Genomic DNA, 11,127 nt, shown 5'->3' with positions numbered 1-11,127 from the left:
TGCGGCGACATCCAGTGCGCCAGCCCGGTTTTCGGCACCGCCCTGAACCCCTGGGACACGGCCCGCACCCCCGGCGGCAGCAGCGGGGGCGGGGCGGTAGCGGTGCTGACCGGCCTGTCGCGGCTGGATCTGGGCAGCGATCTGGCCGGATCGCTGCGCATTCCGGCGGCCTTTTGCGGGGTGGCCGCGCTGAAGGCGGGGCCGGAGGTCTTTGACATGGCGGGCCATATCCCGCCGCTGGAAGGCGCCGCGCCGCCGCCGTTCCAAAGCGGCGGCTTCCTTGCCCGCGATTGCGCCGATCTGGCCGCCGGTTTCGCCGCCCTGTCCGGCCATCCCGAGGCACCCGCCCCGCAAGGTTCGCTGCGGCTGGGTCTGGTGACCGGCGCTCCGCTGCCGCTGTGCCCGCGCACGGAACAGGCGATGCACCGCGCGGCGGAATGGCTGGCGGAGGAGGGCGCGCAGACCCGCACCGCACCGCTGGATTTTCGCACCGCCTGGCAGGGCTATGGCGGGTTGCTCATGGCCGCCGCCTCGCCGCATCTGCGCGGCTGGCAAAGGCTGGCGCTGCGTCTGCTGGCACTGGCCGCGCCGCGCCGCCCGCTCCGGCAAGCCCTGTTGCGCGGGCTGGCCGGGATACCGCCGGGACAGGCCGAAGCCGCGCGCGAGGCCACGGTTGCCGCCATCGACCGGCATCTGGAAACCGCCGATGCGCTGCTGTGCCCGGTGACCGCCGTAACCGCCTTCGCGCATCTGCCGCCGCCGCGCCTGCCACTGGCGCAGCGCAGCATCCCGGCCGGGATGCATCGCATCCCCTATCAGGAGGCCGGTATCGGCTTCACCACGCCGTTCTCGCTGTCGGGTCATCCGGTCGTCGTGATCCCGGTCGATCTGGTCGATGGCCTGCCTGTCGGTCTCCAGATTATCGGCCGCCGGGGGGCCGAGGCTGCGCTGATCGCGCTGGCCGCCCGGATCGAGGCGGTGTTTGATCGGCACCGCCCGCCACTGTGGCAACAGTGGCAAACCCGTTTCCCATCCTTGAACCCGCATGGAGATGCCTGAAATGACGATTGAACCGCAATATCTGGTCGTGATGAACCATGAGGAGCAGTATTCGCTTTGGCCGCAGGGGCGGGAGTTGCCCGCAGGATGGACCGCGACGGGTTTTGGCGGCGACAAGCAGGCCTGTCTGGATCACATCAATGCCGTCTGGACCGACATGCGCCCGCTGTCGCTGCGCAAGGCCATGGGCGACGCCTGACGTGCAACCCGCCCCTGCGTCACCGTAACGCTGGGTCACACCGCGCCGAAGTATCTGGACAGGGGCCAGAAAATGTCCTGACCTTTTCCGCGGGCGAGGAGGCCCGGTCGGGAGGATGCGCATGCCGGGCACGGGCGGGGCCGCATATGATTATGTGATCGTGGGCGGCGGTTCCGCAGGCTGTGTTCTGGCGGCGCGGCTGTCAGAAGATCCGACGCGCAGCGTCTGCCTGCTGGAGGCGGGCGGGCGCGGTGATCATCTGCTGATCCGGGCGCCTGCCGGAACGGTGGCCATGCTGCCCGGATATGGCCGCATCTCGAACTGGGCTTACCAGACCGTCCCACAGCCGGGGCTGAATGGCCGCAGGGGCTATCAGCCGCGTGGCAAGGCTCTGGGCGGGTCCAGCGCGATCAATGCGATGCTGTATATCCGGGGGCATCGGGCGGATTACGATGGCTGGGCCGACGCGGGTTGCGACGGCTGGTCATGGGAGGATTGCCTTCCCTATTTCAAAAAGGCCGAGAACAATGCGGCAGGAGCCAGCGCCTTTCACGGTGACAATGGCCCGTTGCAGGTATCGGAGCAGAAAGCGCCGCGCCCGATCTCGCGTGCCTTTGTCCGGGCCGCAACGGAATGCCAGCACCGGGAAAGCCCCGATTTTAACACCGGCGACAATGAAGGGGTCGGGCTGTATCAGGTTACCCAGTTCCATGATGCGGCCCGCAATGGCGAGCGCTGTTCGGCGGCGGCGGCCTATCTGCATCCGGTTCAGGGCAAGCGCGCCAATCTGACCGTCCTTACCGGAGCCCATGCGACACGGGTGCTGACCGAGGGGAAGCGCGCGACGGGCGTCGCTTACCGCAAGGGCGGGCAGGATCACCGGGTCTCGGCGCGGCAAGAGGTGATCCTTGCCGGAGGCGCCTTCAACTCGCCGCAACTTCTGATGCTGTCGGGCATCGGCCCGGCTGATGCGCTGCGTCCGCATGGTATCGGGATCGTCCATGACCTGCCGGGGGTGGGGCAGAACCTTCAGGATCATCTGGATTTCACCCTGGCCTTCCGCACGAAGGACACCGACACGTTCGGCATCGGGCTGACCGCGACGCGAAACCTGATCCGTCACGCGCGGAAATGGCGGCGCGACGGCAAGTCGATGATCGCCACCCCCTTTGCCGAGGGCGCCGCCTTCCTCAGAACCGACCCGGCACTGGACAGGCCGGATATCCAGCTTCATTTTGTCATCGCACTGGCCGACGACCATGCGCGCAGGCTGCACCTCGGGTATGGGTTTTCCTGCCATGTCTGCGCTCTGCGGCCCCACAGCCGGGGCGAGGTTTTCCTGCAAAGCGCCGATCCGCTGGCGCCCCCGGGCATCGACCCGCGCTTCCTGTCCGATCCGCGCGATCTGGAGACCACGATCCGGGGGGCAAGGATGACGCGCGAGATCCTGATGGCCCCGGCTCTGGCGCGCTATCGTCAACGAGAGATGTTCGGCCTGACCGACGGAATGGGGGACCAGGACTGGGCGCGCCACATCAGGGCGCGGGCCGATACGATCTATCATCCGGTCGGCACCTGCAAGATGGGCCGCGATGACATGGCAGTGGTCGATGCGGCACTGCGGGTGCACGGGATGCAGGGGCTGCGCGTTGTCGATGCCTCGGTGATGCCGACGCTGATCGGCGGCAATACCAATGCCCCGACCATCATGATCGCCGAACGCGCGGCCGATCTGATCCGCGGAATCAAGACTGCCGGTCTGGCAGCACATGAAGGGGGGAAAGGATGTTCGGAACAATGATGTGGCAGGCGCTGACCACCGGGTCACTTATCGCGCATGCAGAAAAATACCATGGCGATACCGATGTCGTCTCGGTGGAGGGCGACGGCAGCCTGAGCCGCAGTTCCTGGCGAGAAGTCGGGGCCAATGCCCGGCGCATCAAATCGGCGCTGGATCGGCTCGGGGTGGCGGCGGGCGCGCGCTGCGCGACGATCGCCTGGAACAACCGGCGTCATCTCGAACTGTATTTCGGGATCGGCAGCGGCGGTCGGGTGACCCATACGATGAACCCCCGCCTGACGCCGGACCAGATGATCTATATTCTCGATCACGCCGCCGACGAGGTGTTGTTCTTCGACCGCAGCTTTCTGCCGGTGGTGGCGAAGCTGGTGCCGCATCTGCGCTCTGTCCGGCATTTCGTCCTGATGGGCCCGCGCGATGCAGAGGCGGCGGGTCTGATCACGGGGCTGCTGTTCCACGACGAATTGCTGGAAACCGGCGATCCCGCAACCGAATGGCCCGATCTGGATGAAACCGCCCCCGCCGCGCTGTGCTACACATCAGGCACCACCGGGCATCCGAAGGGCGTGCAATATTCGCACCGTTCGCTGGTGCTGCACAGCCTTGGTGGCAACCAGCCTGACGGGCTGGCGATTGCGGCGCGGGATACGGTGATGCCGGTCGTGCCAATGTTCCACGTCAACGCCTGGGGTGTGCCCTATATCGCAGCGGCAGTCGGGGCAAAGCTGGTGATGCCGGGCCCAAAGCTGGATGGCGAAAGCCTTGCCCGTCTGATCGAGGCCGAGCAGGTCACGCTGGCGCTTGGCGTGCCGACGATCTGGATGGGCCTGCTGGCCGGGCTGAAATCGACCGGCATCAAGCCCGTTTCGCTGAAAAGGACGGTGGTGGGTGGGTCAGCCTTGCCGCCCTCGATGCTGCGCGAGTTCCGCGAAACCTATGGCGTGGACCTGATCCATGCCTGGGGGATGACGGAGACCTCGCCGCTGGGCACGCTGAACCAGCTGTTGCAAAAGCACGGCACGCTGGAAGAAGGGGCCCGGCACCGGCTGCGCGAATGTCAGGGCCGCCCGCCCTGGGGGGTAGACCTGCGTCTCGTGGACGAGGCCGGTCATGAACTGCCGCGGGATGGCAAGACCCAGGGGGAATTGCAGATCCGCGGGCACTGGATTGTCGAAAGCTATTTCGGGCAGGAAGAAACGGCCCTGACGCTGGATGGCTGGTTCGACACCGGCGATGTCGCGACGCTGGATGCCGACGGCTATCTGGTAATCCGCGATCGTTCCAAGGACATCATCAAATCCGGCGGTGAATGGATCTCGACGGTCGAGCTGGAAAACATCGCTATCGCGCATCCACAGATCGCCAATGCCGCCGCCATTGCCGCCCGGCACCCGAAATGGGATGAACGGCCCGTGGTGCTGGCCGTGCCCGTCGCCGGTGAAACGCCGGATGAACAGGACATCCGCGCCTTCTACGAAGGCAAGGTCGCGCATTGGCAGGTGCCGGATCGGGTGATCTTTGTCGAGGCCCTGCCGCTGGGGGCGACCGGCAAGGTGATGAAGGCCAAACTGCGCGAACTGTACGGCGATGTGCTTCGGCCCGAGGGCTGAGGCACGCCAGTGTCAGGCCAGCGCCTGATGCGCCGCCACGCCCCCGGCGGATTGCGGTGTAAAGGCAATGTCCGCAAGGGTGGTGCGGTCCAGATCGGCCAGAAATGCCGCTTCGGCCCGGCGCAGCCGGGATTTGAGCTTGCAGTGGCCATCCAGCGTACAATCGCTGCGGTCCGGGCCGAAACATTCGACAAGCGGCTGGTCCTGCTCCAGCAGTCGGACCAGCGCGCCCAGCCGGATATCGCCCGCAGGCCGGGCCAGCGTGACCCCGCCCCCCTGACCCCGGCGCGTCGTCACATGACCCGCCTGGGCCAGCCGGTGCAGGATCTTGGTCAGATGATGGCGCGACAGGCCGAACTCTGCCGCCAGCGCGGCGGTGGTAAAGCCGCGCTCCGGCTCTCCGGCCATGCGCATCAGCATCCGAAGCCCGTAATCGGTGAAAGAGGTCAGGCGCATCGCTTGGCTTTCAAATAAGTATTTACAATACCACTTATCAGTCCTAGACCAGATTGCAAGCGGGCGCCACGCCTTGCCCGCCGGGCGAGGACAAGATCATGCAAGATCGGACAATCCTGCGAACGCCGCTGTGCGACATGCTGGGCTGCGAGCTTCCCATCCTGCTGGCGGGTATGGGCGGCGTGGCAAGATGGGAACTCGCGGCCGCTGTTGCGCAGGCTGGCGGCTTTGCGATGCTGGGCATGGTGCGCGAAGATCCCGCCCTGATCGAGGCCGAGGTGACAGCGCTGCGGGCCGCAACCGACCGTCGCTTTGCGGTCAACCTGATCCCGGCAGCCACCGACCCCTTGTTGCTGGATGCCCAGATCGGCCGTTGCCTTGATCTCGGGGTCGATACCTTCACCTTCTTCTGGGATGTGATCCCGGCAGTGGTGCGGCGCATCAAACAGGCCGGTGGGCTGGTGCTGCATCAGGTAGGCAGCGCCGGGGCGGCACGGATGGCGGAAGATGCGGGGGCGGATGTCCTTATCGCACAGGGGGTCGAGGCGGGGGGCCATGTGCATGGCCGCAGCGGTGCCTTCGCCCTTGCCGAAACCCTGCTTGCCGAGGCCGGCGTTCCCGTCGTCATTTCGGGCGGCATTTCCACCGGACGCGGCCTTGCGGCAGCGCTGGCGGCGGGCGCGCAGGGTGTGCAATGCGGCACAGCCTTTCTGGCGACGGCAGAGTCCTTCGCGCATGACTATCACAAGGCGCGCGTGGTCGCGGCACGCGGCGAGGAAACCGTGCTGACCGATGTGTTCGTGCTGAACTGGCCGATGGGCGCAGCGGTGCGGGTGATCGGCAACAGCGTGACACAGGGGCTGGGCAATCGCCTGCTGGGCCATGATCCGGCCCGCCTGCCGCGCGAGGTGATCGCCGAAGACGGGGGCACGCCGCTCATGCGCTTCAGCACGGATTCCCCGATGCGCCACACCACGGGCAATCTGGAGGCGATGGCGCTTTACGCAGGGCAGGGCGTGGGGGCGATCCGCGATATCGTTCCGGCGGCGCAGCGCCTGCACCTGATGGCGGATGAGGCGGCGGCCTGTCTGGCCCGTGCCGCAGGGAGCCGGGCATGACAGATGATCCGCAGGCCCGGCCGCCCGCCTCATCGCCCTGTCTTGCGGCAGATCTTGCACCCGCCGATGTCTCTGACCTGCCAGGCTGGCGCCGGGCCGAACGGGCCCGGCTGCGCGCCGCCCGCGATGCCCTGCGCGTCACCGAACGCCAGACCATCGGCACTGCGATATTTCGTCATCTCGCGGGGCTGGTGCCGGGCATGTTGCCGCCGGGCGGCGTGTTTTCCGCCTATTGGCCGATCAAGGGTGAACCCGATCTGAGGCCGTTGATGTTCACGCTGCACGAGGCGGGATTCCGCATCGCGCTGCCGGTGGTCGAAACCCGGTTCGCCCCGCTGGTGTTCCGGCACTGGACGCCCGAAACCCGGATGGAGCGTGGTGACTGGAACATCCCGGTTCCGCCCGCCGACAGCCTGCGCCTGATCCCGGACGTGGCGCTGGCGCCATTGGTCGGATGGGATGATGCCGCTTTCCGGCTTGGCTATGGCGGCGGTTATTTCGACCGCACGCTGGCCGCGCTGACCCCCGCGCCGCTGGTGATCGGTGTCGGGTTTCAGGCCGCGCGGCTCGATACGATTTGCCCGCAACCGCATGACATCCCGCTCGACCTGATCGTCACCGAGGCCGGTGTGCAGGCCAGCCGGCGCCCGCGCTGACGGCAGCCTGACGAGACCAGGCGGATGGCTCGCACTTAATATTATAACATAATATAGATTAGCCGACTCTTCGGAAACCCGCCCGCCCCGCCCAGATGCGCTCATTGATCAATATGCAGCGCATTTCTGCTTGCACCAAAATACCGGACACAATCAGCCGCCCAGCGGGCCGTCATACTGGATCTTGCGGGCCAGCCAGCAACCCAGCGTCAGCCCGGTGACGCGGCCATCGCTGCCCCGCCGGATACGCAGGGTCCATTCGCCGGGCGGGGCCGCATCCATGGCGCGACGGCAGGTCACCGACCACAGGTCGTGTGCCAGAGGATACATCCGCTCCATCGGACCCGGGCCGAACAGCCCTTCAAAACCGATATAGGCCGCGCCGTCCCGCGCCTCGATCACCAGACCGGCGTCGATGGCGCCCGCGTGATATTGCCCGGCGATATCCGCGGCATCGGCACGGTCCACCGGCTCCAGCGGTTCGGCCCGGACGATCAGGTTCTCGGCCGGGCGCTCCATGACCAGCGCCCCGCCCTCCCGCCGCAGCAGGATGCCGGGGGCCTCGGCCTGGCTGGCGCTGACCGGGGCCAGCAGCACAGGCGAGACCGCGTAATGCAGTCGCACCCCGCCAGGCGTATCGGTCGTGCGCAGGAACAGATCCGCCTCAGGGTCAAGCCACAGCCCGCCCCAGCCCTGCGCCGGAACCGGCGCAGCGGGCGCGGGCAGATCCAGCGCCGCCGCCAGCAGCGCCTCGGCCGCGCGCATCGCGCTGGCCTCGTGATTGAAGATCACCACCACCGAAAACCGCTCTGCCGCGACATGCAGCCGGTAAGAGCAAAAGCCGCGCAATCCGCCGCCATGGCCCGTCACCTCGTAGCCCGCATGGCTGTAGCGGCGCAGGCCATAGGCATAGGGCGCGGGCGTGCCATCGGCGAAAGTGGCAGGCGCCGAAATGCGCCGGTAGAGCCCGGACGGATCATCGCGCGTCGCGTCGATATGGCGCTCCCACGCCAGCATATCGTCCAGCGAGGCCATGACACCGGCATCGCCAAACCATGTGATTGCAGTCTCGGCGGGCAGGAAGCCCACCTCGTCATTGCCTTCATAGCCCATCACACCATCGATGTGATCGCTTGTGTCCGCGCCCAAACAGGCGGTCGGCATCCCCGCGTGGCGCAGAATGCGTTCGGCCAGCAGTGCCCCGAAATCGCGGCCTGTCGCGCGCCGGATCAGTTCTGCCAGCAGGCGGAAGTTGCCGTTGCTGTAGGAATAATGCGCCCCCGGCGCAAAATGCCCGTCCCGCGCCGTCGCCAGCAGCTCCAGCCCCTGCGCCGCCGTGCAGCGGCCTTCCGGCGCCGCCCCTTGCAGAACGCTCAGGGCCCAGTAATCGCGCAATCCCGACTGGTTGTGACAGAGCTGCGCGACGCTGGGCAGCGGCCCTTCAAATCGCGGCAGCAGATCGGGCAGCAGCGGCGCCAGTGCCTCGGGGTCGTCGAACAGATCCAGCAGCAGCGCACAGGTCATCTGTTTTGAGATCGAGCAGATCGGCATGCGCAGCGTCGCGGTCATCGGCAGCCGCGCCGCCATATCGGCATAGCCCCATGCCCGCCGCGCGATCACCTGCCCGTCCTTCACCACGCCCGCCACACCGGCAGGGCCGCGATACTGACCCGGCAGCAGATCAAGTGCGCGTTCCAGCGCCTGCATGTCGATCCCGCTCATGGCCGCCTCATTCGGTTTCGCGGAAACACAGCCGGGTATCCGGCCCGGCCAGTGCCAGAAACTCCAGCAGGTCGGCCCGGCTCAGCGCGGCGCATCCGGCGGTCGGGGTATAGCCCTCGCGCGCCAGATGCAGGAAGATCGCACTGCCCGCGCCCGGAACCACCGGATCATCATTCTGCCCCAGCACGACAACGATGTCGTAAAGATCATCGGCCCGCCACATCTCTTCATGGCTGGCAGCGAAGGGGCGCTTCACAGGGCGGTTGTAATCCGGGTGATCGGGCGCATCGCACCAGCCGTCATCGGGCGCGATCCTGGCGGTCGGGAACACGGTCACCGGCGCAGATCCCAGCTTGTCGGCCCGCCACAGCACGCGGCGGATCGGCCAGCAGCCGACCGGGCTGATCCCGTCACCCTCGGCCTGTTTCACCGCGATACCGCCCCGGCCCACCGCAGCCCGCCAGATCCTGTCGCCGAAGCGGGCCTGCCAGCCCGCCCCCTGCCCGCTCACGATCAGATCCAAAGGTCTCTCCTTCTCAACCATCCAGCGGGAAGTGACAGGCCACCGCCCGCCCATCCCGGTCTTGCAGTGCCGGATCTTCCGTCCGGCAAATCTCGAGCGCGAAGGGGCAGCGGGTGTGAAACCGGCATCCCGAGGGCAGATTCATCGGGCTTGGAATCTCGCCCTGCATCATCAGCCTGTCCCGCCCCCGCAGGCGGGGATCAGGGCGCGGCACCGCCGCCATCAGAAGCATCGTATAGGGATGCAACGGCCGGGCAAACATCTCTTCCGTCGTACCGACCTCGACCACGCGCCCCAGAAACATCACCCCCACCCGATCCGCGAACTGCCGCACCACGGCAAGATCGTGGGTGATGAACAGATAGGTCAGGCTGAGCTGGTCCTGAAGCTCGGCCAGCAGGTTCAGAACCTGCGCCTGAATCGACACATCCAGCGCCGAGACGGATTCGTCGCAAACCACGAAATCAGGCCGGTTCGCCAATGCCCGCGCGATGCCGATACGCTGACGTTGGCCGCCCGAGAACTGATGCGGATAGTTGCGCAGGTATTGCCGGCGCAGCCCCACCATCTCCAGCAGTTCGGCGCAGCGGTCACGAATCTCATCCGCCGTGCCGAAACCATGGCTGCGCAGCGGCTCTGACAGGATTTCACCGACCCGCATCCGCGGGTTGAGCGAGGCATAAGGGTCCTGGAATACGATCTGCAATTTCTTGCGCAGCCCGTTCATCGTGGCCTCGTCCAGGCCGGTCAGATCGGTGCCGCGATAGGCCACCGTTCCCGAACTCGGTTCTTGCAGACGCAGCATCACCCGGCCCAGCGTGGTCTTGCCGCAGCCGCTTTCGCCCACCAGCGCAAAGGTTTCGCGCGCGCGGATGTCCAGCGTGACACCGTCGACCGCACGGACCACCCGTGCCGGCCCGCCCATAAATCCGCCGCCGACATGGAAATGCCGGGTCAGGTCGCGGGTGGAAATCACCACATCCTCGGTCATGTCCGGTCTCCGTTCGGGCTGTGCAGCCAGCAGCGCGCGGCATGGCCGGGGGCGATGCCGGTCAGGACGGGGTCGCGTTGCAGGCAGACCGGCATGGCGGCGGCGCAGCGCGGGTTGAAGCGGCAACCGGGCGGCAACCGGGCAAGGTTCGGCACCATGCCGGGGATCGAGGGCATCCGCCGCCCGGCCCGTGGCTCCGTCGCGCGCGGGATCGAGGCCAGCAGGCCGCGCGTGTAGGGATGCGAGGGCGTCTCGAACAGGCTGAACACATCGGCCTGTTCCACCAGTTGCCCGGCATACATCACGTTCACCTCGTCGCACATTTCGGCGATGATCCCCAGATCATGCGTGATGAGGATGATCGAGGTGCCCACCCGGTCGCGCAGGTCGCGCATCAGATGCAGGATCTGCGATTGCGTGGTCACATCCAGCGCCGTGGTCGGCTCGTCCGCGATCAGAAGCTTCGGCTCGCAGATCAGACCCATCGCGATCATGGCCCGCTGCCGCAGCCCGCCCGAAAGCTGATGCGGATAGGCGTCCAGCCGGGTCTGGGGTTCGGGAATGCCGACCAGTTCGAACATCTCAAGCACGCGGGCGCGGATGGCGCGGCGGCCAAGCCCGTGGTGGATCGCCAGCGGTTCGCCCACCTGTTCCCACACCCGCCTTACGGGGTTGAGCGAGGTCATCGGCTCCTGGAACACCATGGCGATGTCGCGGCCCCGGATGCCCCGCATCCCGGCGGGACCGAGGCGGGTGATATCGCGGCCGTCGAGTGTGATCGACCGGGCGCTGACCCGCCCCTGCGGCTGCGGCACCAGCCCCATAAGTGACAGCGCCGTCATGCTTTTACCCGAACCGGATTCGCCGACGACCCCGACGATCCGGCCCCGGCCCACATCAAAGGACACGTCGTCCAGCACCCGCACATTGCCGCGGTCGCCGCTGAAATCGGTACACAGGCCGCGCACGGAAAGAATGGTTTCTGCCGTCAT

At 67.0% G+C, this 11,127-nt stretch carries 11 protein-coding genes; 6 read left to right on the top strand and 5 right to left on the bottom strand.

Annotation, left to right across the window (positions count from 1 at the left end; genetic code table 11):
- The 4 genes from AO684_RS19575 to AO684_RS19560 all read left to right on the top strand — a co-directional run.
- Positions 1–1,059: amidase family protein (locus AO684_RS19575; protein WP_082401138.1), on the top strand; the 1,059-nt coding region annotated here is incomplete at its 5' end.
- A 1-nt stretch (position 1,060) separates the two neighbouring features.
- Positions 1,061–1,258, top strand: coding sequence for an MbtH family NRPS accessory protein (locus AO684_RS19570; protein WP_229825740.1), 198 nt, complete (start codon positions 1,061–1,063; stop codon positions 1,256–1,258).
- Between the two features lie 121 nt (positions 1,259–1,379).
- Positions 1,380–3,059, top strand: coding sequence for a GMC family oxidoreductase (locus tag AO684_RS19565; RefSeq protein ID WP_054304416.1), 1,680 nt, complete (start codon positions 1,380–1,382; stop codon positions 3,057–3,059).
- The gene (locus AO684_RS19560; RefSeq protein ID WP_054304415.1) at positions 3,044–4,669 is read left to right on the top strand and encodes a long-chain fatty acid--CoA ligase; all 1,626 of its coding nucleotides are present in this window, start codon (positions 3,044–3,046) and stop codon (positions 4,667–4,669) included. Before AO684_RS19565 ends, AO684_RS19560 begins: the two co-directional genes overlap by 16 nt.
- A 12-nt stretch (positions 4,670–4,681) precedes the next feature.
- Here AO684_RS19560 and AO684_RS19555 read toward each other — a convergent pair whose 3' ends face one another.
- Entirely contained in the window at positions 4,682–5,125 is a 444-nt protein-coding gene (locus AO684_RS19555) for an Rrf2 family transcriptional regulator (RefSeq protein WP_054304414.1), read from the bottom strand.
- A 53-nt stretch (positions 5,126–5,178) separates the two neighbouring features.
- Here AO684_RS19555 and AO684_RS19550 point away from each other — a divergent pair, with 53 nt between their 5' ends.
- Both AO684_RS19550 and AO684_RS19545 read left to right on the top strand, forming a co-directional pair.
- Positions 5,179–6,243: a nitronate monooxygenase family protein gene (locus AO684_RS19550; RefSeq protein ID WP_255349807.1), complete on the top strand. Its 1,065-nt coding sequence runs from the start codon at positions 5,179–5,181 to the stop codon at positions 6,241–6,243.
- On the top strand, positions 6,240–6,899 hold the full coding sequence (locus AO684_RS19545) for a 5-formyltetrahydrofolate cyclo-ligase (RefSeq protein WP_054304412.1): 660 nt from the start codon (positions 6,240–6,242) through the stop codon (positions 6,897–6,899). Before AO684_RS19550 ends, AO684_RS19545 begins: the two co-directional genes overlap by 4 nt.
- A gap of 153 nt (positions 6,900–7,052) precedes the next feature.
- Here AO684_RS19545 and AO684_RS19540 read toward each other — a convergent pair whose 3' ends face one another.
- The 4 genes from AO684_RS19540 to AO684_RS19525 are packed head-to-tail and all read right to left on the bottom strand — an operon-like array spanning position 7,053 to position 11,127.
- Complete coding sequence (locus AO684_RS19540; protein WP_054304411.1) at positions 7,053–8,621, bottom strand: D-aminopeptidase; 1,569 nt, start codon at positions 8,619–8,621, stop codon at positions 7,053–7,055.
- Between the two features lie 7 nt (positions 8,622–8,628).
- Positions 8,629–9,144 carry a L,D-transpeptidase gene (locus tag AO684_RS19535; RefSeq protein ID WP_054304410.1) on the bottom strand — a complete coding sequence of 172 codons (516 nt, stop codon included), beginning with the start codon at positions 9,142–9,144 and terminating at the stop codon, positions 8,629–8,631.
- Between the two features lie 13 nt (positions 9,145–9,157).
- Positions 9,158–10,135: an ABC transporter ATP-binding protein gene (locus AO684_RS19530; RefSeq protein WP_054304409.1), complete on the bottom strand. Its 978-nt coding sequence runs from the start codon at positions 10,133–10,135 to the stop codon at positions 9,158–9,160.
- Positions 10,132–11,127 carry an ABC transporter ATP-binding protein gene (locus AO684_RS19525; protein ID WP_054304408.1) on the bottom strand — a complete coding sequence of 332 codons (996 nt, stop codon included), beginning with the start codon at positions 11,125–11,127 and terminating at the stop codon, positions 10,132–10,134. Before AO684_RS19525 ends, AO684_RS19530 begins: the two co-directional genes overlap by 4 nt.

It is taken from the genome of Gemmobacter sp. LW-1 (assembly GCF_001303875.1).
GTDB classification, from domain to species: Bacteria; Pseudomonadota; Alphaproteobacteria; order Rhodobacterales; family Rhodobacteraceae; genus Gemmobacter; species Gemmobacter caeni.
The sequence above is the reverse complement of the archived record's forward strand: the minus strand, read 5'-3'. Positions and strand labels throughout refer to the sequence as shown.

Excerpts from the sequence above, each read along its gene's own strand:
- AO684_RS19570 (WP_229825740.1), top strand. The coding sequence starts at position 1,061 with ATGACGATTGAACCGCAATATCTGGTCGTGATGAACCATGAGGAGCAG.
- AO684_RS19565 (WP_054304416.1), top strand. The coding sequence starts at position 1,380 with ATGCCGGGCACGGGCGGGGCCGCATATGATTATGTGATCGTGGGCGGC.
- AO684_RS19560 (WP_054304415.1), top strand. The coding sequence starts at position 3,044 with ATGTTCGGAACAATGATGTGGCAGGCGCTGACCACCGGGTCACTTATC.
- AO684_RS19555 (WP_054304414.1), bottom strand. The coding sequence starts at position 5,125 with ATGCGCCTGACCTCTTTCACCGATTACGGGCTTCGGATGCTGATGCGC.
- AO684_RS19545 (WP_054304412.1), top strand. The coding sequence starts at position 6,240 with ATGACAGATGATCCGCAGGCCCGGCCGCCCGCCTCATCGCCCTGTCTT.
- AO684_RS19540 (WP_054304411.1), bottom strand. The coding sequence starts at position 8,621 with ATGAGCGGGATCGACATGCAGGCGCTGGAACGCGCACTTGATCTGCTG.
- AO684_RS19530 (WP_054304409.1), bottom strand. The coding sequence starts at position 10,135 with ATGACCGAGGATGTGGTGATTTCCACCCGCGACCTGACCCGGCATTTC.
- AO684_RS19525 (WP_054304408.1), bottom strand. The coding sequence starts at position 11,127 with ATGACGGCAGAAACCATTCTTTCCGTGCGCGGCCTGTGTACCGATTTC.